This window comes from Larsenimonas rhizosphaerae, assembly GCF_023700005.1.
Taxonomy (GTDB): Bacteria; Pseudomonadota; Gammaproteobacteria; order Pseudomonadales; family Halomonadaceae; genus Larsenimonas; species Larsenimonas rhizosphaerae.
In genome coordinates this window covers 30,197-52,949 of sequence record NZ_JAMLJK010000002.1, presented here as the reverse complement: position 1 = coordinate 52,949, position 22,753 = coordinate 30,197, and the positions used below count along the sequence as shown (strand labels likewise).

Annotated in this window: 22 protein-coding genes; 13 read left to right on the top strand and 9 right to left on the bottom strand. The window is 60.2% G+C overall.

Annotated features, from left to right (window positions below):
• The first annotated feature begins 60 nt into the window (after window positions 1–60).
• The 3 genes from rpoZ (at window position 61) to NAT21_RS10220 (ending at window position 2,959) form a co-directional block, all read left to right on the top strand.
• Window positions 61–309: a DNA-directed RNA polymerase subunit omega gene (rpoZ, locus tag NAT21_RS10230; protein WP_250938164.1), complete on the top strand. Its 249-nt coding sequence runs from the start codon at window positions 61–63 to the stop codon at window positions 307–309.
• Between the two features lie 32 nt (window positions 310–341).
• Complete coding sequence (locus tag NAT21_RS10225) at window positions 342–2,468, top strand: RelA/SpoT family protein (protein ID WP_250938163.1); 2,127 nt, start codon at window positions 342–344, stop codon at window positions 2,466–2,468.
• A gap of 101 nt (window positions 2,469–2,569) precedes the next feature.
• A complete protein-coding gene (locus tag NAT21_RS10220) occupies window positions 2,570–2,959 on the top strand; it encodes a RidA family protein (RefSeq protein WP_250938161.1) in 390 nt (129 codons plus the stop codon).
• 35 nt (window positions 2,960–2,994) lie between these two features.
• On the opposite strand, the gene NAT21_RS10215 is transcribed toward NAT21_RS10220, so the two are convergent.
• On the bottom strand, window positions 2,995–3,867 hold the full coding sequence (locus tag NAT21_RS10215) for an SDR family oxidoreductase (RefSeq protein WP_250938160.1): 873 nt from the start codon (window positions 3,865–3,867) through the stop codon (window positions 2,995–2,997).
• 109 nt (window positions 3,868–3,976) lie between these two features.
• On the opposite strand from NAT21_RS10215, the gene NAT21_RS10210 reads away from it, so the two are divergent.
• Entirely contained in the window at window positions 3,977–4,900 is a 924-nt protein-coding gene (locus tag NAT21_RS10210) for a hydrogen peroxide-inducible genes activator (protein WP_250938158.1), read from the top strand.
• Window positions 4,897–6,984: an ATP-dependent DNA helicase RecG gene (recG, locus tag NAT21_RS10205; RefSeq protein WP_250938156.1), complete on the top strand. Its 2,088-nt coding sequence runs from the start codon at window positions 4,897–4,899 to the stop codon at window positions 6,982–6,984. The genes NAT21_RS10210 and recG overlap by 4 nt, the downstream gene beginning before the upstream one ends.
• Before the next feature lie 3 nt (window positions 6,985–6,987).
• Here the strand turns inward: recG and NAT21_RS10200 are convergent, their stop codons facing one another.
• Window positions 6,988–7,350, bottom strand: a complete 363-nt coding sequence (locus tag NAT21_RS10200; RefSeq protein ID WP_250938155.1) for a hypothetical protein — start codon at window positions 7,348–7,350, stop codon at window positions 6,988–6,990.
• Between the two features lie 88 nt (window positions 7,351–7,438).
• Window positions 7,439–7,714 carry an HU family DNA-binding protein gene (locus NAT21_RS10195; RefSeq protein WP_250938154.1) on the bottom strand — a complete coding sequence of 92 codons (276 nt, stop codon included), beginning with the start codon at window positions 7,712–7,714 and terminating at the stop codon, window positions 7,439–7,441.
• 298 nt (window positions 7,715–8,012) lie between these two features.
• Between NAT21_RS10195 and NAT21_RS10190 the strand changes: the two genes are divergently transcribed.
• From NAT21_RS10190 to NAT21_RS10160, 7 genes are all read left to right on the top strand, one after another.
• Window positions 8,013–8,555 carry a chorismate--pyruvate lyase family protein gene (locus NAT21_RS10190; RefSeq protein ID WP_250938153.1) on the top strand — a complete coding sequence of 181 codons (543 nt, stop codon included), beginning with the start codon at window positions 8,013–8,015 and terminating at the stop codon, window positions 8,553–8,555.
• 45 nt (window positions 8,556–8,600) lie between these two features.
• Window positions 8,601–9,473 (top strand): 4-hydroxybenzoate octaprenyltransferase, encoded by an 873-nt coding sequence (gene ubiA, locus NAT21_RS10185; protein WP_250938152.1) that lies wholly within the window; start codon window positions 8,601–8,603, stop codon window positions 9,471–9,473.
• A 140-nt stretch (window positions 9,474–9,613) separates the two neighbouring features.
• A complete protein-coding gene (gene phoB, locus NAT21_RS10180) occupies window positions 9,614–10,303 on the top strand; it encodes a phosphate regulon transcriptional regulator PhoB (RefSeq protein WP_250938151.1) in 690 nt (229 codons plus the stop codon).
• A gap of 18 nt (window positions 10,304–10,321) precedes the next feature.
• Window positions 10,322–11,659, top strand: coding sequence for a phosphate regulon sensor histidine kinase PhoR (gene phoR / locus NAT21_RS10175; protein WP_250938150.1), 1,338 nt, complete (start codon window positions 10,322–10,324; stop codon window positions 11,657–11,659).
• Window positions 11,660–11,720: 61 nt separating this feature from the next.
• Window positions 11,721–12,683, top strand: a complete 963-nt coding sequence (locus NAT21_RS10170; RefSeq protein ID WP_250938149.1) for an N-acetylmuramoyl-L-alanine amidase — start codon at window positions 11,721–11,723, stop codon at window positions 12,681–12,683.
• A 267-nt stretch (window positions 12,684–12,950) separates the two neighbouring features.
• Window positions 12,951–13,670: a GntR family transcriptional regulator gene (locus NAT21_RS10165; RefSeq protein ID WP_250938148.1), complete on the top strand. Its 720-nt coding sequence runs from the start codon at window positions 12,951–12,953 to the stop codon at window positions 13,668–13,670.
• Window positions 13,671–13,751: 81 nt separating this feature from the next.
• The gene (locus NAT21_RS10160; RefSeq protein ID WP_250938147.1) at window positions 13,752–15,107 is read left to right on the top strand and encodes an MFS transporter; all 1,356 of its coding nucleotides are present in this window, start codon (window positions 13,752–13,754) and stop codon (window positions 15,105–15,107) included.
• A gap of 41 nt (window positions 15,108–15,148) precedes the next feature.
• Here NAT21_RS10160 and NAT21_RS10155 read toward each other — a convergent pair whose 3' ends face one another.
• The 6 genes from NAT21_RS10155 to NAT21_RS10130 all read right to left on the bottom strand — a co-directional run bounded on the left by NAT21_RS10155 (window position 15,149) and on the right by NAT21_RS10130 (window position 21,211).
• Window positions 15,149–16,141, bottom strand: coding sequence for a 2-hydroxyacid dehydrogenase (locus NAT21_RS10155; RefSeq protein ID WP_250938146.1), 993 nt, complete (start codon window positions 16,139–16,141; stop codon window positions 15,149–15,151).
• Between the two features lie 43 nt (window positions 16,142–16,184).
• Window positions 16,185–17,468 (bottom strand): MFS transporter, encoded by a 1,284-nt coding sequence (locus tag NAT21_RS10150; protein WP_250938145.1) that lies wholly within the window; start codon window positions 17,466–17,468, stop codon window positions 16,185–16,187.
• Between the two features lie 45 nt (window positions 17,469–17,513).
• The gene (locus NAT21_RS10145; RefSeq protein WP_322974133.1) at window positions 17,514–18,482 is read right to left on the bottom strand and encodes a sugar kinase; all 969 of its coding nucleotides are present in this window, start codon (window positions 18,480–18,482) and stop codon (window positions 17,514–17,516) included.
• On the bottom strand, window positions 18,479–19,261 hold the full coding sequence (locus NAT21_RS10140) for a sugar phosphate isomerase/epimerase family protein (RefSeq protein WP_250938144.1): 783 nt from the start codon (window positions 19,259–19,261) through the stop codon (window positions 18,479–18,481). Before NAT21_RS10140 ends, NAT21_RS10145 begins: the two co-directional genes overlap by 4 nt.
• A 74-nt stretch (window positions 19,262–19,335) precedes the next feature.
• Complete coding sequence (locus NAT21_RS10135; RefSeq protein WP_250938143.1) at window positions 19,336–20,367, bottom strand: LacI family DNA-binding transcriptional regulator; 1,032 nt, start codon at window positions 20,365–20,367, stop codon at window positions 19,336–19,338.
• Between the two features lie 145 nt (window positions 20,368–20,512).
• Window positions 20,513–21,211: a glutathione S-transferase N-terminal domain-containing protein gene (locus NAT21_RS10130; protein ID WP_250938142.1), complete on the bottom strand. Its 699-nt coding sequence runs from the start codon at window positions 21,209–21,211 to the stop codon at window positions 20,513–20,515.
• Window positions 21,212–21,566: 355 nt separating this feature from the next.
• Between NAT21_RS10130 and NAT21_RS10125 the strand changes: the two genes are divergently transcribed.
• Window positions 21,567–22,613 carry a GlxA family transcriptional regulator gene (locus NAT21_RS10125; RefSeq protein WP_250938141.1) on the top strand — a complete coding sequence of 349 codons (1,047 nt, stop codon included), beginning with the start codon at window positions 21,567–21,569 and terminating at the stop codon, window positions 22,611–22,613.
• Window positions 22,614–22,753: the final 140 nt, after the last annotated feature.

Genomic DNA, 22,753 nt, shown 5'->3' with positions numbered 1-22,753 from the left:
ACAACGGGCTTTCGTCTGACGCCTTGCGTCATTCACACACATGATCAGGTAGTTATTCCCATGGCACGAGTTACCGTCGAAGATTGTCTCGATAACGTTGAAAACCGCTTTCAGCTGGTCATGGTCGCTTCGCGCCGTGCCCGTCAGCTGGCCCGCGGCAGCCGTAACAGTGAGCTGGACTGGGAAAATGACAAGGTGACCGTGCTGGCCCTGCGCGAAATTGCAGCAGGCCATGTCGATTCCAGCGTACTCGATGAGCCGGTCGAAGCACCGACACCGCGTCCGCGTCCGCAGCCCCAGGATATCTGATATCCCCACCGGCTCACGGTCAGGAAGGCTCCATGTTTACCATTGATGATCTGGCCGACCGCCTGGATGGTTACCTGCCTGGCGATGAGATTCGCCAGGTCAAACGCGCCTTTTATTACGCCGAGCAGGCCCATGACGGCCAGCGTCGGCGTTCGGGCGAGCCCTACGTTACCCACCCCCTGGCCGTTGCCAATATCCTCGCCAACATGCATATGGACTATCAGAGTCTGATGGCTGCCATGCTGCATGATGTAATCGAGGATACCGGTGTCACAAGAGATGCACTTGAGCGGCAGTTCGGCCTGGAAGTCACCGAACTGGTCGACGGGGTGTCAAAGCTGACCCAGATCACGTTTGAAGACAAGGCCGTGGCCCAGGCCGAAAACTTCCAGAAAATGGTACTGGCGATGTCCCGCGATATTCGCGTCATCATCGTCAAACTCGCCGACCGGCTGCATAACATGCGAACCCTGGGTGCCCTGCGACCGGACAAGAAGCGCCGCATTGCTCGCGAAACGCTTGAAATCTATGCCCGCATTGCCAGCCGCCTCGGCATCAACACCATTCGTGTCGAACTGGAAGACCTGTCATTTCAGGCGATTTACCCGATGCGGGCCGAACGCATACAACGTGCCGTTGCCAAGGCACGAGGCAATCGCCGCACCATGATGCGCGAGATTCAGACAACGCTGCAACAGTGTCTGGATCATGATGAATTGACCGGCACCGTCATCGGCCGTCAGAAGCATCTGCTGTCGATCTATACCAAGATGCGCGACAAGCACAAGTCCTTCAACGACCTGATGGACGTCTTCGGCTTTCGCATCATCACCGACCGGGTCGATACCTGTTACCGGATCCTCGGTGCGGTGCATAACCTGTACAAGCCGGTGCCCGGACGCTTCAAGGACTACATTGCCATCCCCAAGGCCAATGGCTATCAGAGCCTGCATACCACCCTGTTCGGCATGAACGGCATCCCTGTCGAGGTACAGATTCGTACTCGTGAGATGGAAGCCATGGCCAACAACGGTATTGCCGCCCACTGGCTTTACAAGGCGGGACAAACGGATCGCCCCATTGCTGCCGGCAGCCATGCGCGGGCACGCGAGTGGGTCAAGGGCCTGCTGGAAATGCAACGGCGCGCCGGCAATTCACTGGAATTCATCGAGCACGTCAAGAACGATCTGTTCCCGGACGATATCTACATTTTCACCCCGAAAGGCGACATTACCGAGCTGCCTCGTGGTGCAACCGCAGTCGATTTCGCCTATAACGTGCATACGGATATCGGCAACAGTTGTATTGCCTGCCGGATCGACCGTCACCTGGCTCCGCTGTCCACGGTGCTGCAGAGCGGCCAGACCGTCGAAATCATTACCGCACCCGGCGCGCGGCCCAATACCGCGTGGCTGTCCTATGTCGTCACCGCCAAGGCACGTTCGGCAGTACGCCATTACCTGAAGCATCAACAGCGCAGTGACTCGATTCTGCTGGGCCAGCGCCTGCTCAACAAGGCACTGAGCGGCTTCAAGAGCCATCTCGACATGATCGGCAAGGCCCGGATTGCGCGCTATCTCGACACCAATCAGCTGGAAAGCCTGGACGATTTGCTCGACAGCATCGGCCTGGGCAACCGCATGGCCTATCCGGTAGCGCGCACGCTCGCGCTGGGTGGCGCAGCCAATGACGAGACATCGGAAGAGCACATGCCGGGGCCCATCGTTGTCGGCAATGACGCCGCCACGGTAATTACCTTTGCCCGCTGCTGCTATCCACTGCCGGGCGATATCATTCTCGGCCATCTGAGTACCGGCAAGGGCATCGTGGTTCATCGGCATAACTGCAGGAATCTGGGTGATTTGCGCAGTGACCCTGAAAAATGCTTCCCGCTGGTATGGGCCGAGCAGATAGAACAGGATTTTCCCGTTTCACTTCGCATCGAGATTGAAACGCGCCGCGGCCTGATTGCCCAGCTGGCGGGGCTCGTCAACGACGGGGATGCCAATGTCGAGCGGATTGGTATCGAGGAACGCGATGCCCGGCTCTCGATCGTCAACCTGGTGATTGCGGTTCAAAGCCGCGTCCAGCTGGCTGGCATCATCAAGCGAATTCGAAGCCTGTCTCACGTTACTCGTATTACCCGACAGACCAACTGAACGACCATGATCAGCCTCGACCGGCTCACTGGGCCGGGAGCGGCTTTTTTTTAGCCCGTACGGCAGGGCGAAAGCACTGACCACCACAAGAGGGAAATATCATGAGTAATCGCGCCGCTATCCATACCGATCAGGCACCTGCCGCCATCGGCCCCTACTCCCAGGCCATCAAGGCCGGCAATACGGTTTATCTGTCCGGCCAGATTCCGCTGGATCCCAATACCATGGAGCTGGTCAGTGGTGATATCGAAGCCCAGGCCCGCCAGGTGTTCAAAAATCTTGCGGCAGTCTGCGAGGAAGCCGCGGGCTCATTGAACGAGATAGTGAAACTGAACCTCTATCTCACTGATCTGGACAACTTCGCCACGGTCAACACCGTGATGGAAGAGTTCTTTACAGCGCCCTATCCAGCCCGTGCTGCCGTTGGCGTACGCGCACTTCCGCGTGGCAGCCAGGTTGAAGCCGAAGGGGTCATGGTCATCGGTGACTGATCCGCGTGCCCGGGGCGTGCCCCGGGCCATGCCTGTCAATCAACCCTGCAGGGCAGACCGGCTTCTCGCAGCACATCGCGATAGCCTTCCCGGAAGGTGGGAAACATGAAGGTGTACCCTGCCATTTGAAGGCGTGTACTGTCGCAGCGCTTGCTGGCACGCCGGCGAAGGGGAGACTGGATCGTATTGCTTGGCTCGATGCCCAGCGCGCGTGACAGCCACATCATCACATCATGAATCGGTGCGGCCTCCTGATCACTGCCCAGATAGACCGGATCCAGGGTATCACCGGCCAGCGCCTTCTCGATCAAAAAGACCAGTACACCGGCACAGTCATCACGATGAATTCGATTTGAATACATCGGAGGCGTGGCGGGCGCTACGCGACCTTCCTGAACCTGATTGATCAACCGCTCGCGGCCCGGACCGTAGATGCCGGAAAAGCGAACCGACGTTCCGGGAATCGAGCTCTGCCACAGGCGACTTTCAGCCTTGTGAAGCCACTTTCCGGCAAAGCCGGTAGGCACAATAACGCTGTCTTCGGTGACCGTTTCTCCGTCACACTGACCATACACTGACGTCGACGATACAAAAATCACCTGCTTCGGTGGTTCAGCACGTGCTTCAAAGGTGGTCAACACACGATCAAGGCCTTGATAATAGGCGGATTCATAGGCACTTTCCTCGAACCGATCCGCACTCAGGATATAAATCACGATATCGGCATCAGGCAGCGCAGCCACTGCCTCGTCATCATCAAGGTTCATGGCCAGCGGTTCAATGCCACTGCCTTCCAGCTTTTCAGGGTGACGACGGACCCCGATAACGCGCTGTCCCTGTGCGATCAATTGCTGTCCAAGAAGGGTTCCTACATCACCGCAGCCCAGAATTAAGGTCGTATTATTCACCTTTTCACTACTCCCTGTTACAACGGTATGGATATCATGGTGTTAGTCGCTATCACCGACCCGGTCCGGCATGCCATCCTTGCAGCCGGGCACTATTGAAGGCCAGCTCATGACTCTAACAGAACTTCGATACATCGTAACCTTGGCGCAGGAACGACACTTCGGTCGGGCAGCAGAGCACTGTTTTGTGTCTCAGCCTACGCTGTCGGTGGCCGTCAAGAAACTTGAGGAAGAGCTGGGGGTGGCCCTGTTCGAGCGCAGTAAATCCACCGTTCAGGTTACCCCTCTGGGCGAAAAGATCATCGCTCAGGCCCAGCGCGTCCTGGAGCAGGCCGGCGTTATCAAGGAGCTGGCTTCCGAAGGCAAGGATCAGCTGTCCAGCCCACTGCGGGTGGGTGCGATTTATACCATCGGCCCTTATCTCTTTCCGCATCTGGTGCCCATCCTGTCGCAGCTGGCCCCTAAAATGTCGCTGTACATTGAAGAGAACTTCACCGGCGAACTGCGGCGCAAGCTGCGCAGCGGGGAACTGGACGTCATTGTGGTGGCACTGCCCTTCAACGAGCCCGATGTGCTGACCAAGGTCATGTATGACGAGCCCTTTGAAGTGCTGATTCCAACCGATCACGACTGGGTCAGGCATGAGGCCATCGAGAAGGAGTGGCTGCTCAATGAACGTCTGCTCCTGCTGGGTGAAGGCCACTGCTTCCGGGACCAGATTCTGGAAACCTGCCCTGCGCTCAACGTTCAGCTCACCAACCCGACCAATACACTGATTGCCGAAGGTGGATCGCTTGAAACCATTCGGCACATGGTGGCCTCCGGGCTGGGTATTACCATTCTGCCCAAGTCGGCAACCGGCACCCGGCACTATGAAAGCGGCATGCTCGAAAGCCGGCCGTTTACCGAGCCTGAGCCCAGCCGTAGCGTAGCCATCGCCTGGCGCACCAGCTTCCCGCGCCCCAAGGCCATCGATGCCCTGACCAACGCCATACTGAAGTGTCCGCCAGCAAAGGGTGACACAACCTCATGAGTGATGTGGCCACGCTGAGCCACCCGATTAGCGCCCTCAAGGGCGTCGGGCCGGCGCTGTCGGAAAAACTGGCGCGCCTGGGTGTCAGCGTCGTGGCAGACCTGTTGTTTCACTTGCCTCACCGCTATCAGGACCGTACGCATATCACGCCCATTGGTCATCTGCGCAGTGGCCGGGAAGCGGTCATCGAAGGCGAGGTGACCGCCAGCGAGGTTGTCGTGGGGCGACGACGAAGCCTTCTGGTCCGCATGAAGGATGATACCGGCATCGTTTCCCTGCGCTTTTTTCACTTTGGTCAGGCCCAGACCAGCCAGTTCGCTCGTGGGATACGCGTACGCTGCTTTGGCGAGGCACGCGCCGGCAGCACCGGACTGGAGCTTTATCATCCCGAATACCAGCTGGTCGGGCGACATGATGCTCCGATAGAAGAACAGCTGACACCGATTTATCCCACCACCGAAGGCCTGCCCCAGCCACGGCTTCGCGCACTGATGGGTCAGGCGCTGGAAATTTTCGATACCACGCCGTCGGCCCTGCCCGACCTGATTCCCGCCCCCCTGCGCAGCCGCTTCGCGCTGCCGGCCCTTCACGATGCGCTGCATTATATTCACAGACCGCCACCGGAAGCACCGCTGGAACAGTTGATCGAAGGGACTCACCCGATGGTATCGCGGCTGGCGCTGGAGGAAATGCTGGCGCATCAGCTAAGCCTTCGTCAGGTACGTCGCCGCATTCAGCAGGACGCCGCCCCGGCACTGGGCAGTGGGGCCAGCCTGAATGCTCGCTTTCTGGCCGGCCTGCCGTTCGCACTGACCAGCGCCCAGCATCGTGTTCTCAACGAAATAAACGGTGATCTGCAACGAGCGTTGCCGATGCTGCGACTGGTCCAGGGCGATGTTGGTTCGGGCAAGACCGTGGTCGCGGCAATGGCCATGCTTGGCGCCGTGGCGCATGGCTATCAGGCTGCACTGATGGCACCGACCGAACTGCTGGCAGAACAGCACTACCGCACTCTTAAGCAGTGGTTCGAGCCGCTGGGCCTCACGGTGGACTGGCTTGCCGGACGCCTGAAGGGCAAGTCACGCCTGGACGCCAAGGCGCGTCTGGCCGATGGCACCGCACATGTTGCGGTCGGCACACACGCCCTGTTTCAGGAAGATGTCGCGTTTCATCGCCTGGGACTGGCCGTTATCGATGAACAGCACCGCTTCGGCGTTCATCAGCGTCTTGCACTGCGCGAAAAGGGGGAAGCGGTCGGTATTACGCCTCACCAGCTGGTAATGACGGCAACCCCGATTCCCCGCACGCTGGCCATGAGTGCCTACGCTGACCTTGATGTCTCCGTGATTGACGAACTGCCTCCTGGGCGCACACCGGTAAAAACCGTGGTGGTTCCGGATGAACGCCGTAACGAGATCATTGATCGAATCGAAAACGCCTGCGCCGAGGGGCGCCAGGCCTACTGGGTCTGCACTCTGATCGAGGAATCCGATGCACTGCAGTCCCAGGCCGCTGAAAGCACCCTTGAACGATTGACCGAACACCTGCCGGGGCTGGCCATCGGTCTGGTGCATGGTCGCATGAAGGCTGCCGACAAGGCGGCTGTCATGGCAGCCTTCAAGGACGGCGAGCTGGATCTGCTGGTTGCCACTACCGTGATCGAGGTCGGTGTCGATGTTCCCAATGCCAGCTTGATGATCATCGAAAACCCCGAGCGCCTCGGGCTGGCCCAGCTGCACCAGTTGCGCGGCCGGGTCGGGCGGGGATCGGTCGAAAGCTTCTGTGTCCTGCTCTATCATCCGCCACTGTCAGGCTCGGCCCGCGAACGACTGGGTGTCATGCGCGATACCAATGATGGCTTTCGCATTGCCGAGAAAGACCTTGAACTGCGAGGCCCGGGGGAAGTGCTCGGAACGCGCCAGACCGGGCTGATCGGCATGAAAGTGGCCGATTTGACGCGCGACAGGGGGCTGCTCGACAGTGTTCGCGCCTGTGCCGATGCCGTGGTCGACAACGAGACTGTCAGTGAAGCGCTTATCCAGCGCTGGGTCGGGCGCGAGGCCAATCGGTACGGCCAGGTCTGACCGTTAGCGCCTCAGATAACGCAACAGTGCCTGCAGGGTATCGAGGCGTGCCACATCACCTACTACCCGGAGCCGATGGCTCATCAGCGCTTCACGAAAATGCCTCGGGGAGGGCCGTTTCAGAAAGGCCACCGCTGCATCTGCATCGCGAAAGCGCAGCTCCAGTTGCGTCGATATCGGCAGCCCTTCGCCCGCCTCCACCCCGTCGGCATGAAGATGGTAATGCCGCGCCACGCTTAAATCTTCCAGTCCGATCCCGAAATGCAACGGCCCCTTTGCAGCTACGGCATCGCGAAACTCGGGCTGGCGACGCCAGGCACGCTTGAGCAGCTGCCCAAGCATCCACAAGACAAAACGCAGTTTCATACGGCCTCCGAAGGCAGAGTCATACCTGCATCCTAGGCCAAAAAAAATGCCGGCGATATGGCCGGCATTTACGTTCAGTGGTTCGGTCTTAACCGGCCACGGAATCCTTCAGCTTCTTGCCGGGCTTGAACGCGACAGTCTTGCTTGCCGGAATGTTCAGCGGTGCGCCGGTCTGCGGATTCTTGCCGGTACGTGCGGCACGTTCACGCACGGTAAAGGAACCAAAACCGATCAGGGTAACGTCTTCACCCTTGGCAACCTGGCTCGTAATCTCATCCAGAATCACGTTCAGTACCTGACCGGCCTTGTCCTTGGACAGATCCGCCTGTTCTGCAATCGCAGCAGCAAGTTCGGGCTTACGCATAAAGTCTCCTGAAAAGTGCAATGGCATGGCAATGAGGCCGCGCACTGTTGATTATCAATGGTATCGACCCTCGCCAGCCGATCTGCATTCGGCTGTCCTGGTGCGGCTCCACAGGGGGGCCGCGTGTCGAACACGGCCTAGCCTAGCAATCACGGCCCCCCTGTAGCCAGCATTACGTCACTGGTGGCGACGATTTCCTTCATATGGATACATCTCATCAATCCTGCTGACATATCCTCACCATTGGGTCATGGCAGCTCGCACTTTATACTGCTGCCCCCACCAAGGAGCTGATGGCATGTCCTTTTTTACTCGCTGGCGCCCTGTCACGCCCTGGCCACCCTCAGTCCCTCGGGCCTGGCAGCCATGGCTTGCCTCCACGGATTCGCTGACCGCCCGCCTGAGCAGCGCCATGCCCGCCCCCTTGTCAGTTGTGCTGACGCACGAAGGAACAGGGCTGCCTGCCGCCGATGAGCAGCACCGACTGAAGCAGTCCGGGCGCCGCTACATGCTGACGCGTGAGGTGCTGCTTTGCTGCGGCCATACGCCCTGGGTGGCGGCGCGCTCCGTGGCGCTGCTTACTCCGAGCGCGCAACAGCTTCTTGCCGGCATGGGCCGTACTCCTCTGGGGCACTGGCTGTTTACTCAGCCAGACACGGTGCGCTCATCGCTCGAGATGACCCTGTCCGCATGCTCTTCGACCGCCAGTCCTGATTTACAGCCTCTTGTCGGGCGCCGCTCGGTATTTACCCACCCTCGAATCACCCTGCTGGTACAGGAATTTTTCCTGCCTCCCATGGGGATGGCGCTGGCCCTGCCGCCACCCGGGCCAATGCGCTAGACTGAGCGACACATTTATTACCCCTACCGGAGTGATACCGCCGCCATGCTGCGATTGCCGCCCCCCTTTCAGCGACTGCCCGACTTTCTGCAACTGATGCGGCTTGACCGGCCCATCGGCACCTGGCTTTTGATGTGGCCGACCATGGCGGCAGTGTTTCTGGCCGCCGATGGCCAGCCGGAACGTGCCAACCTGGTGATCTTCCTGCTGGGGGTGTACGTGATGCGCGCCGCCGGCTGCGTGATCAATGATTATGCAGACCGGGATTTCGATGGCCATGTGGAGCGCACCCGTACCCGGCCACTGGCGACCGGGCGCATCAGCGCCCGGGAGGCCCTGATCCTGTTCGTCGCCCTTCTGGCCCTTGCCTTTGCGCTGGTATGCTTGACCAACGCCTTTACCATCTGGCTGTCACTTGGCGGGGCGCTGCTCGCAGCGATTTACCCGTTCATGAAGCGCTACACCCATTTTCCACAGGCCGTGCTGGGTGCTGCCTTCGGGTGGGCCATTCCGATGGCCTTTGGTGCAGCACAGGGCGAGGTACCGGCCATTGCGTGGTGGCTCTTTTTTGCCAATGTGGCCTGGACGCTGGTCTATGACACCCAATACGCCATGGTAGACCGCAACGATGACCTGAAAATCGGCATTAAATCGACGGCGGTGCTGTTCGGCAGGCAGGACCGATTCATCATCGGATTGCTTCAATTGCTGGTACTGGCGCTGCTGTTCATGCTGGGACTGGCCGCGCGTCTTGACGGCTTTTACTGGCTGGGGCTTGTGGGCATGGGACTGACCTTCCTGTATCAGCAGCGCCTGATCTGGACACGTTCACGCGAAGGCTGTTTCAAGGCCTTTCTGAACAATCACTGGACCGGCGTACTCCTGTTTGCAGGCATTGCGCTGTCGGTCTGGCCCTGACACCCCAGGGAACGCGCTGCGGCCATATTCATTGCACGTGTCATACTCCTGTCATGCCAGCGCGTTAAAACTGTCACCACCTTGTCATTATTCGCGCCGTACTGCCCCTGTACAGCGCGACCTCAACGGGAAACAGGTGCATGAAGTCCAGGACCGTACTGATAGTGGATGACGAAGCGGCCATTCGGGAGATGGTCGCCATTGCCCTCGAAATGGCTGACTTTGATGTTATCGAAGCCAGTAATGCGCAGGATGCCCACGCGCTGATTGTCGATCACCAGCCGGACCTGGTGCTGCTGGACTGGATGATGCCGGGCCTCAGTGGTATTGAACTGGCTCGGCGGCTCAAGCGTGACACCACCACCGCGGATATTCCGGTCATTCTGCTGACTGCCAAGGGCGAGGAAGACAACAAGGTGGTCGGCCTTGAAAGCGGCGCCGATGACTATATCGTCAAGCCCTTCTCTCCCCGTGAGCTGATCGCTCGTCTCAAGGCCGTACTGCGTCGTACCACCCCCAAGGGCATGGAAGATGTGGTCGAGGTGGAGGGACTGCGTCTGGATCCGTCCAGCCACCGGGTCAGCGGCAATGGCACTCCGATCGAGATCGGTCCGACCGAGTACCGACTGCTGCAGTTTTTCATGACGCATCAGGAGCGCGCCTATACTCGAGCCCAGCTGCTTGACCAGGTCTGGGGCGGCAATGTGTATGTCGAGGAACGCACGGTCGATGTACATATCCGCAGGCTGCGCAAGGCGCTGGGTGACCCCTGGCAGAACCTTGTTCAAACCGTGCGGGGCACCGGCTACCGCTTTTCGATTCAGGCCTGATCACCCTGCGAGGCACACATGCACTACTGGACCAATGAGCTGTGGCGTCTGGCCTATCTGGTCATCGGGTTCGGCTTGCTGGGGGCCTTGCTCGGCGTCGGCGGATGGGGTGTGGCCCTCGGGCTTGCCGTGCACATGGCCTTTACCCTGGCGCACCTTAAAAAGCTGTATGCCTGGCTCAATGCGCCGGTACACCAAAAGCCTCCCGCAGGGGATGGTGTCTGGGGTGATCTGTTTGATCGCCTTTATCGCTACCAGAAAAGCCAGACGCAACTGCAGGGGCGATTACGCCGGGTACTGACTCGTGTGGAAGAATCTTCCGAGGCAATGCGTGACGGCATCGTAATGCTGGACCCCCAGGGCCATCTTGACTGGTGGAACAGCGCCGCCGAGCAGATGCTCGGGCTGGACGCCAGGCACGACCGGGGTCACCACGTGGCCAATTACCTTCGCGACCCGCACTTCATTTCCTATTTCACCACGGGCGAGTACCAGGAGCCGGTCCTTTTTTCATCACCGGCTCATGACGGTCGCACCATCGAAGCCCGTATCACGTTGTTTGGTGACAATGAACGGCTGGTGCTGGTACGCGACGTCACTCGGCTGCAGCGACTTGAACAGACCCGCCGGGACTTTGTCGCCAACGTCTCCCATGAACTGCGCACGCCGTTGACCGTGCTGTCCGGCTATCTGGAAACCTTTCTTGATCAGGCCTCGAGTCAGCCGGATACCGTGCCACGCCGCCTGACCCGTGCCTTCGGCCAGATGCAGGGGCAGACACACCGGATGCAGAACCTGGTGGATGACCTGCTGACCCTGTCCCGGCTCGAAACCAGCGAGCGTCAGACGGAACGTCAGCCGATCGATATGGCCAGCATGTGCCAGTGGATTCAGGAAGACGGCGAGGCCCTGTCCCAGGGCCGTCATCATTTCCTGGTCGAGGTCGAAGAGCCGCGCGCAATTCTGGGCGAGGAACGCGAAATTCGCAGCGCCCTGTCAAACCTGGTCATCAACGCCGTACGCTACACCCCGGACGGGTCGACCATTACCATCCGCTATGCCACACATGAGCGCGGCGCCATGGTCGAGGTCATTGATGATGGTGATGGTATCTCCGCGACTCACCTGTCACGTCTGACCGAACGCTTCTACCGGGTCGACAAGAGCCGGTCTACCGAAAGCGGCGGTACCGGACTGGGGCTGGCCATCGTCAAACATGTGCTGCTGCGTCACGATGCTCGCCTGGATATCGAAAGCGACATTGGCCAGGGCGCCGTCTTTCGCTGCATCTTCCCCGCCTCCCGGCTGGATGCACCGGTAAACGCACCGGCCGGCACAGGCAGCTTCCCCCGCTGAAACAGAGCCCCGCCCATGATAGGCTCGAGCCCTGTCATCGATCATTGGAGCCCGGCTCTTCATGACCTTATCTCGCTGGGGGCTGGCCGTGCTGCTGGCGCTCCTTGCCGGCTGCAGCACAGCCCCCATCGCGGTTCATCAACGGCCTGACCCAGGCCCCGTGCCAATGCGCGCCAACGGGTCGGCCGATACCTACAGTGACCATCATGCCCTTGACGTCCGTCCAGGCTATCGGGTGGATCACCACTACCCTGCACATGTCAGCAGCCACCGCATACGCTTTCTGGTGCTGCACTTCACCAGTGACGACAATGCCGCCGCCTTTCGAGCGCTTCAGGGTCCGAACGTCAGCGCGCATTACCTGATCACCGCCAACCCGGCCCGATCGGGCAGCGTGCCCGTGGTGCTTCAAATGGTCCCGGAAGCACGCCGCGCCTGGCATGCCGGTGTCAGCGCGTGGCAGGGTCGTCATCACCTGAACGACACCTCGATCGGCGTGGAGATCGTCAATGACGGCCCCGAGGAAGGAACGCTGGCCGGCTGGGCGCCCTATTCCGACACGCAGATTGAAGCCCTCATTGCCCTGGCCCGGGACATCCAGGCGCGATACCACCTGAACCCGACCGAGATCGTCGGTCATTCCGACATCGCACCACGGCGCAAGGTTGATCCAGGCCCCCTGTTCCCGTGGAAACGTCTCTACGAGGCAGGCATCGGCGCCTGGCCAAACGATGATGTAGTGGCCGGTTATCAGCGTCATTTCAACCGGCATCCGCCACCTCTTCATGCCTTTCTGACGGCCCTGGCTGCCTATGGCTATGACGTGACGCCGGTAACACGGCTGGATGATCAGGCTCGTGCAGCCGTGCGCGCCTTCCAGATGCATTTCCGGCCCGCTGATTACTCGGGCGAGCCGGATACACAGACTGCCGCCATCCTGTGGGCGCTGCTGGCCAGATATCGCCCCCGAGCCCTGTGCACCGACGAGACCAACGATCACATGCCGTCTTCCTGCCTGCCCTGAGCCCCGATGAGCGAGGGACAGCGACGTCGGGATGGCGCTTGTATACACATGCAAGATCCCCTAGTGCTTTAGGCTAAATTTCTGCCGCAAATATCGCCATTTGGCCGCGATACCGATACATGTGTATACATCTGTTCCACGCCCTCACTGTAAGAGGTGACGCATGCTTTCCCACAGCCATTCTCTGAATATCTGCGCTGCGGTGGTGTCCCTTCGGCATACAACCTGCCCGCCGTCCCACGCGGTACTCCTTCCCGGGGGGCATTCATGCGCCAGTCACTGACAGCTCTGCTGACACTTCGAAGCTGGATACTCGATGGCACCCTGCCGGCCGGCGAGCGCCTGTGGGAAGCCACACTGGCCGCGCGCCTGAATGTGTCGCGCACCCCGCTTCGGGAAGCACTGGTTCATCTTGAGCACGAAGGGCTTGTCGAGGGAGCCGACCGCGGCGGCTATGCGGTACGTGGCTTTTCACCGGCCTATATCAGGCAGACCATCGAGATTCGCGGCACGCTTGAGGGTCTGGCCGCACGCCAGGTGGCAGAGGCAATGCCCTCGGCGCAGCAGCTTGAGCCGCTGCATCAGATTGTCGAGCACATCGATGACATCGTGACACAGCCCCATCTCGGAGAAGATGCCCTGAGCCGCTATATGGAACTCAACAGCGAGTTTCACCGGCGTCTGCTTGCCCTTGCCGACAACACCGCACTGAGCGAAGCGCTGACGCGCATCGCACACCTGCCCTTTGCATCGCCTGATGCCTTTGTCATGGGCTACGCCCACTCGGCCCCGGCACACCGCCTTCTGTTCATCGCCAACGACCAGCACCGCTGCATGGTGGATGCCCTTTCCAGAGGAGACGGTGCCCGTGCTGAACAGATCGCCCGTGAGCACGCACATATCGCACGGCGCAATCTGGACAACGCCCTCGAACATCCGGCAAGTCTCGAAGCCATGAGAGGCAGCACACTGATTCGTCACCCGTGAACGTGACGCGGCACTCGGTACTCGGTACTCGGTACTCGGTACTACTACCCACCGGATCACAATAACAATGAGAGATCACCCATGACGTCAGATCAGACCACGCATACCGACCCACGTACCCTGCTCGATGATGCGCCCATGGGGCGGGCACAGATCCTGGCCGTGGCCATCACCGTCGCCCTGAATGCACTTGATGGCTTCGATGTGCTGGCCATCAGCTTCGCTGCTCCCGGTATCGTGGCCGAGTGGAACATCAACCGGGCCGAGCTCGGAGTGGTGCTGGCAATGGAACTGATCGGCATGTCGCTGGGATCCATCATGCTGGGCGGCCTGACAGACCGCTTCGGGCGCCGACCGGCCAACCTTGGCTGCCTGATGCTGATGACCGTGGGCATGCTGCTGTCGGCCACGGCCGGCAGTGTGATCGAACTGGGCATGTGGCGGGTACTCACCGGCATCGGAATCGGCGGAATGCTCGCCTCGATCAATGCCACGGCAGCCGAGTATGCCAACCGCAAGAGCCGCAATCTGTGCGTATCGCTGATGGCGATCGGTTATCCGCTGGGGGCTATTGTCGGTGGCACCATCGCCGCCCAGTTACTGCGGCTGTTTGACTGGCGGGCGGTCTTTTTCTTCGGTGCCGGCATGACGGCACTGATGATTCCGCTGACCTTCATTCTGCTCAAGGAAACCGTGCCCTATCTGTGCCAGCGACGGCCGGCCCATGCACTGGAGAAGGTCAACCGTGAACTGAGGCGTTTGGGACACCCGACCGTGGACCGGCTGCCGGAGGTGTCTACCGACCATGACGAGACATCGCCGCTGGCCATTTTCAACCCGGCCATGCTCCGCACCACACTGATGCTGACGCTGGCCTACTTCATGCACATCGCCACCTTTTATTTTCTGCTGAAATGGATACCGGAAATTGTCGTAGGCATGGGATTTACGCCCGCCCATGCTGCTGGAGTGCTCATCTGGGCCAATATCGGCGGTGCCTCGGGCGGCATCCTGCTGGGGCTTCTGGGCCGGTACCTGCCAATACGCCAGATCACCATGGCCGCACTATGCCTGTCGGTCGTCACGGTGATCTGGTTCGGTCAGGGCGCCAATTCGCTGGCACACATGTCTCTGGTGGCCGGCCTTACCGGGTTTTGCACCAATGCCGGCGTGGTGGGCCTGTATGCCCTGTTTGCCCAGCGCTTTCCTACCGCGCACCGAGCTTCCGGCACCGGCTTTGCCATTGGTGTTGGACGGGGCGGAGCCGCGCTGTCACCGATCGTGGTGGGGGTGCTTTTCACCATGGGCCTGGGACTGCAAGGCGTGGCGGTAATCATGGCTCTCGGCGCGGCCATTGCCGTGGCAGCCCTGCTGATACTGGGCAAATCACCCGCGGAAATGAACAAACAGGCAACTCGACCGGACGGCAGGACATGACAGACGTTCACGCCAGTTTGCCGGCGTGAACGTGCAAAGGCTTAGCTGGATGCCAAAGCGTCCCAGTTGAAGGGTTTCGGTGGCCGATCACCCTTGAGGCCGGCCACCATGTTCTGCACGGCAAGCTCGGCCATGGCATAACGGGTCTCATGCGTGGCAGAGCCGATGTGGGGCAGGGTTACGGCATTATCGAGCCGGGTCAGTGGCGACGTTGCCGGCAACGGCTCGACCTCGAACACATCAAGCCCTGCGGCACGAATCGTGCCCTGCTCCAGCGCCGTGATCAGTGCGGCCTCATCGACGACACCACCTCGGGCAATATTGATGAAAAGAGCATCCGGGCCCATCGCTTCGAACTGAGGCTGGCCGAACATGTGCCGGGTCTGCTCAGACAGCGGCACGGTGACACAGATGATGTCGGACGTGGCCAGCAGCTCATCAAGGGGCTTCCACTCGACACCAATATCCTTCTCGACCGTCTCATGGCGTGATCGGTTGTGGTAATTGACGGTCATCTCGAAGCCGAATTTCGCCCGACGGGCAATGGCCTGACCGATCCGCCCCATACCGACGATCCCCAGTGTCTTGTGATGCACATCAACGCCGAATTGAGGCTCATCAAGGCTTGCGTTCCACTCGCCATTCTTGACCATGGTGGCAAGTTCAACGGCGCGCCGCGCCGTGGCCAGTACCAGCAGGAAGGCGGTATCCGCGGTGGTCTCGGTCAGCACATCCGGAGTGTGGCACAGCACAATCCCGCGACTGGACAGATAGTCGATATCGTAATTATCCACCCCGACCGACACGCTCGACACCACTTCAAGGTGCTCGGCACGCTCAAGCAGGGCCCTGTCCAGCCTGACACTGGCGCCCAGCAGCCCGTGGGCCTTTGGCAGAGCAGCCAGAAACTCCTCGTCCCGGGTCAGATTCGACCGGCCGGTGAAGTCCAGCACGTGGCAGGCCTGCTCCAGCCGCGCCATCAGATCGGGCTTGAGCGGACGCTGGTACACGATGACGGTTTTTTTATCTGACATAACATTCCCCTGACTCTGAACAAGCATGCAAGAAGGTGGTGGTTCAGCGAGACGCCGCTGCCGCGACGGCTTCGCCCCTGGGTGCCTTTTCCGTGGCAGGCCTGACGCACAGTATCAGTGCCGCCGAGACTAGAAGTGCAGACCCCATGGCAATATAGGACGCCGAGGAGCTGCCGGTCATGCCGTTCAGATAACCCACACCATAGGCACCCAGAAATCCGCCCAGCGCGCCACAGGAGTTGACCAGTGCCATGGCCCCGCCCGCCACGTTGCTTGGCAGCAGCTCGGGAATGATGGCAAAAAACGGACCATAGGGCGCATAAAGACCAAAGCCGGCCACGATCAACAGCGCATAAGACCACCAGAAATGATCGGCACCAAGGATCCAGGAGCCCATGAACGCCAGCCCCGCGACACACAACGGTGGCCAGACAAAGTGTCGTCGATTCAGGTATTTATCGGACCCCCATGAGACCAGCAGCATGCCGATGACTGCCGCCAGATATGGCGCAGAGGACAACCAGCCGGTGGAAACGATATCCAGGCTGCCAGCCTTCGACAGCATCGACGGCAGCCACAGGACAAAGCCGTAGACACCGATACTCCAGCAGAAGTATTGCAGGCACAGCAGCAGTACCTGCGGCGTCTTGAAGGCACTCATGTAATTCTTGACCGGCTTCAGATCGCGCTGCTCCTCAGCCAGCGACTGACGAATGGCGGTCTTTTCATCATCATTGAGCCAGGTGGCCTGTTCCGGCTTGTCGACCACCAGGAACCACCAGAAAACGGCCCAGATCAGCCCGGGCACCCCTTCAATGATGAACATCCAGCGCCAGTCGGTGTGCTCGATCAGGTACCCTGACAGCACTGACATCCAAAGAATGGTGACCGGGTTGCCCATGATCAGGAAGGTATTGGCTCGTGACCGCTCGGCCCGGGTAAACCAGTGACTCAGATACACCAGCATCGCCGGCATGACGGCCGCCTCGGTCACGCCCAGCAGGAAGCGAATAACGATCAGCGCATTGACGTTCGGAATGATGCCAGTGAGCGTCGCCAGCGCACTCCAGGCAATCAGGCACCAGAAGATCAGTACCTTGGCGCTGCGCTTTTCCGCATAAATCGCCCCGGGTACCTGACAAAAGAAGTAGCCGAGAAAAAACAGTGACCCCAGCAGCGAGGACACCGCCGGCGTGATGTTCAGGTCATCAGCCATGCCACCCGCCACGGCAAATCCGTAGTTGGCACGGTCTACATAGGCCAGTGAGTAGGTGATGAATACTATCGGCATCAAATACCACCAGCGCCGAACGGGCAGATGTCTCATCGTGATGCTCCTTTTGCCGGACCTTCCGACGATGGGTGAGTGATCCTATACGGGGCGATGGGCCGCCAGCGCCCGCTCAAGTTCGGTTCGGGTGGGCAGGCCTTCCATGTCACCCCGGGTCTGTACCGCCAGCGCGCCGATCTGATTGGCACGCTGCAGGCAGGCGCGGGGCGACTCGCCATCCAGCCGAGCGCTGATATAGCCTGTGGCAAAGCCGTCACCGGCGCCCACGGTATCGATTACCCGGTCGACCCTGACGCCGGGAACCATGAATGCCTCAGTGGCGCTCTGATACCAGGCGCCTTCCGGCCCGAGCTTGATCACCACCTCCTTGACGCCCTGCTCCAGATAAAATGCCGCGATGCCCTCGGCGGTGGTTTCGCCGGTCAGGATTTCACCTTCCGCCAGGCCCGGCAGCACCCAGTCTGCATCGAAGGCCAGCGCATTGATGGCGCGCCGCATGGTGTCAGTATCCGGCCACAGGCCCGGCCTCAGGTTGGGATCAAAGGAAATGGACCCGCCACGTGCACGCATGGTCGCCATGGCGTGGCGCGTCAGGTCGTGAACCGAGGCCCCCAGGGCTGGCGGAATCCCGGTGCAGTGCAGGTGACGGGCACTCGCGATCAGGTCGTCCGGCAGGTCGTTCGGGGCCATGTGGCTGGCGGCTGAGCCGCGACGGAAGTACTCGACTTCCGGGTCACCGCCATCGTCACGTCGGGACTTGAACTGAAAACCGGTCGGGTAACGCGGGTCTACCTGAACCCGGGATACGTCGATTCCCTCAGCCGCCAGCGCATCAATGATGAATTGTCCCAGACTGTCCTGTCCTACCCGGCTGACCCAGCTGACATCCAGCCCTAGCCGGGCAAGCCCGATGGCGACATTGCTGTCAGCGCCGGCGATGCGCTTGTGAAAGCGCATGACCGAAGCCAGAGACCCTTCGGTCTCGGCCACCATCATGGCCATGGTTTCGCCAAAGGCGATCACATCACAGGAAGGAAGGGACATGCTCATGCACAGTGCTCCTTGGGTAACTCGTTCAACGTTTCAATCCAGTGCGCCAGAGTGATGACATCCTCGGCCGGCACAGGAAACTCGATGGCACGGGGCAACGTCTCCGGCAGGGTTTTCCAGAGCGATGACCAGTGCGCTCGCGTTACGACATTCGGGACGCAGGCCTCCCAGCCACCATTGCGAAACACTGCAGCCTTGCAATGCACGTAATCGATCCAGGGCGCCATTCGGGTCACGCTCCCGGCGATGTCATGGTCGGTCCAGTGCCCGTTGCCAAGATCCAGTGTTGCCCCGGGCCGGCGATCCATGGGCAGCCGTTCGGCCAGCGCCTTGTGAAGCGCCTCGTGACGCGCCGGATTGGCCCCATCCCGGGTTTGATCATTTTCGATCGTCAGCGGCATGGTGGAGCTTGACAGCCAGCGTGCCAGTGCATCTGCACCGGCCTCGACACCTGCAGCGGGCAGATGACCCAGCCCGCATTTCAATCGGCCGGCTCCGCATTTGAGCGCTCGGTCAGCGGCGCGCCGCAGCGCGGGCATATCCAGCGTGCCGGACTGATCAAACAGGGGCGCCGCGGCGGAATAAACCACCAGCAGGTGGCGATCAATGGCCAGTGCTGCCAGCTTTTCAAGCTCGGCATCCGTGCCGCCCAGCAGTTCCTCCCTGATCTCAACACCGGCCGCGCCGGCGTCTGCAATCCAGCTCAGCACGGCCGGCTGCCCCAGCCGGCGAACGGTATCGCTTCCAAACGCAGACGTGCAGACAAATACGGGACCCATCGATATTTCCTTGTAGTTACAAACCATCATTCTCAGTCTTTGGTAACGTTCCCAAAGCGGGGCGAGGTGACCGCCTAGTCCACCCGTGCGGTACTGCCACGCACATTCAGCGTGGCCTCGAACGTACGGTGTACGGGCGCTTCGGCATCACCCTCTATACGGGTAAGAAGCCGTATGATGGCTTCCTCGCCCATGGCCCCCACCGGCTGTTCAACCGTGGAGATCCCCGGGCCGACCAGTGCACACCATTCCAGCTCATCAATGCCCAGAAGGCCGGTTCGCTCAAGCGGCGCGGGCATCAGCTGATGCAGCGCCTGGCAGACCGCCAGGTTGACCACGCCATTACCGGTCAGAATCGCGCCTCGGCAGGCCGGAGCCTCATCCAGCCAGCCGGCCAGACGCTCGCCGAGTCGTGCCGGTTCGTTGTCCAGGTCCACTTCGAACAACTCACTCTCAAGCCCTGACAGCAGTGCTTCCGATTCAAAGCAGGCTGTACGCTCCTCGCGTGAGCTGATGCCCGGTATCGGCGGCGTTACCATCAGTACCTTTCGATATCCCTGCTCCGCCAGGTGCGTCATCGCCAGATGCATGGCCTGCGCGTTGTCCAGTCCCACCATGTCACAGGCAAGCCCGGGCAGGTGGCGATCCACCATCACCATCGGCAGACCGGCTTCGAACCGGGCCACCAGTGGCGCCACGCTGTGTCCTCGCGTATTGACGACCAGGCCTTCCACGTTATAGCCCTGAAGCACGTCGAGGTGACGCTGTTCGAGCAGATCATCACTGTCGGTATTGCACACCACCAGCGAGTATCCGCGAGCCCGGCAGGCCTGTTCGGCACCATGAATCATGGCCACGGTAAACGGGTTGCGCATGTCGGCGACCAGCATGCCGATCAGTCCGGTGCGTCGACCACGCAGGCTGCTGGCAATCCGGTCGGGGTAAAAGCCCAGCCGGGAGATGGAGGCCTCGATGCGAGTCCGCATCGATTCGGACAGCAACGACCGTTCCGGTCCGAAATAACGCGACACGCTGGTTTTGGAAACGCCGGCGTCCCGGGCGACATCCAGAATGGTCAAGCGTGGACGCGCAGGTGGTCGGGGCATGGACGATATACTCCTCGCGGATTTCCCTGAGAAAATTAATGGGAACGGTTCCAATAATGGATATAGTGCCGGTTATTCACCGGCACTGAAATGAGACTATCTGCGTAAATCGGTGAGCTTTGACTACATACACCTGGACCAATGTTCAAGTCAGCGGCGAGGCAATCCGGGCATCCTCGACCACGCACCGGTCACGTATACAATCGTTTTCATGAGACATTTCGCGATCAGGTTCAGCTATGCCCTCGGCGATCCAGACAGCGACCGAAGGATGCTCAAGCAATCGAGCGGCATACGCCATCGCCTGCTCTCCCAGATGCAGCTGGTATCCCTTGAGACGCACCGCCACCGGCGCATAGAACGCATCTGCCGCAGTAAAGGCTTCTCCGGCAAGCCAGGGGCCGCCAAACCGGTCCAGGCCCTCGCACCAGAGTGACTCGAGTCGCTTGAGGTCCTGCTCCAGCGCGTCGCCGGGAGTGCCCATGTCAATGGTCAGACTGCAGTTCATCGAACACTCGTTACGCAGCGCCGGAAAGCCGGAGTGCATTTCGGCCGCCGCACAGCGAGCAAAGGCCCGGGCTGTTGGCGCCTCCGGCCAGACACCCGGGGTGCCTTCGGCGAGGTATTCACAGATGGCCAGCGAGTCCCAGACGGTTACCTCACCGTCCACCAGGCAAGGCACCTTTCCGGTAGGCGAGAAGGCATCAAACTGTGGCTGCCGATCCCCATGAACAAACGGAACCATGATCTCGTTGAAGGGGATATCCAGTGCGTGCATCAATACCCAGGGACGCATGGACCAGGAGGAGTAGTTTCTGTTGGCAATATAAAGATGGCGTGACACGGACACTTCCTTGAGAATCATGGGGTTGGGCGCTGATACATACATCCGACGGCGTAATGGGGAAAGCACCCCGAACAAAGGTACCGCAGAATATGACATTGCCTGTGCCATGCAGTAAAAACCAGGGACAGGTTCGGCGCGGCACTGATACCGGACAACCAGGTCAGCGCCAGGCAGGCAAAACACCGTAAAGTCCTGGTGCCGGGTGTTTTCGATCCCGGTTAAACTACACCGGACAAACCGGCAGCGTACCTGCCGTGCCGTCTCGGGCACCATGGTGGCGCAGGTACGGCCTGTCCCCCTGGATACGCACTAGAAAAACAAGAATGTTCGCTCATGGGCCGGAGCCTGTTTCATGCCGCCAGACGTTTACGCCTCACCCAAAGTTCCGTTGTCAGTGGGATTTGTGCTGCTCCAGCGCTTTACCATGCTGCCGTTTTCGGCATTCGTGGACTGCCTCAGGCTGGCAGCCGACGATGGAGACAGAAGCCGCCAGGTACACTGTAAATGGCGCTTCATGACATCAGATGGCAAGGATGTGACCTCCAGCAATGGCGCCATCATGACCGGCTGCGAGCCGCTGGCGGAGCCGGAGCGCTTTGACTACATCGTGGTCATCGGCGGCGTGTTGTCCGAAGACGACCAGCAGGATCAGCAGGCCCTCGATTATCTGCGTCTGGCTGCCACCCGGCAGGTGCCGCTGATCGGGGTGTGTACCGGTGTATTTTCCCTGATTCAGGCCGGGCTGATGGAGGGACGCCGGTGCTGCGTCAGCTGGTACCACCACCGGGATCTAGCCTCTCGCTACCCGGCCATCGAGCCGGTAGCAGACCGGCTTTACCTTGATGACGGCGATCGACTGACCTGCGCCGGCGGCATTGCCTCGGCCGACCTGGCCTCCTATCTCGTCGAGCGTCACCTTGGCCGCTCCTGGGCCCGTAAAAGCCTGCACATCATGCTGATTGATGAACCGCGGGAAGGTGCACATCCGCAGCCTCAACCAGTGGTATTCAACCGGGTAGCCGACCCGATGGTACGGCGTGCCATTTCCATGTTCGAGCAACACCTGGGCACGATTCTGACCGTGGATGAACTGGCAGGACGGCTTGGCACCTCACGAAGAAGTCTGGAGCGTCGCTTCAAGGAACAGCTGGGCATCAGTCCTCAGAAGTTTGCCCGCGATCTGCGACTTCGTTATGGGTACTGGTTGCTGAGCTACACACAGTCCAGTGTGACCGATATCGGCGACCGCTGCGGATTTTCGGACACAGCCCATTTTTCCCGTCATTTCCGTGACGCCTTTGGCGTGTCCCCATCGGAAATACGCAAGCTGCCCAAAAGCGCCCGCTCCCCGCTGGTCGACCCTTTCTTCCTTCATATCGGTGATGACACCGCCCGGTAGGTTCCGTCCTGCCACGTGCTGTTGCCCATTCCTCCCGCCATGTCGGCGCATCTGTCCTTCTGCGCCAGATTCAAAAATAAATACGTTTAAAAATCAGCGATATAAGCGAATTGAAGGCTTTCTACAAAAGATTTGTCGCA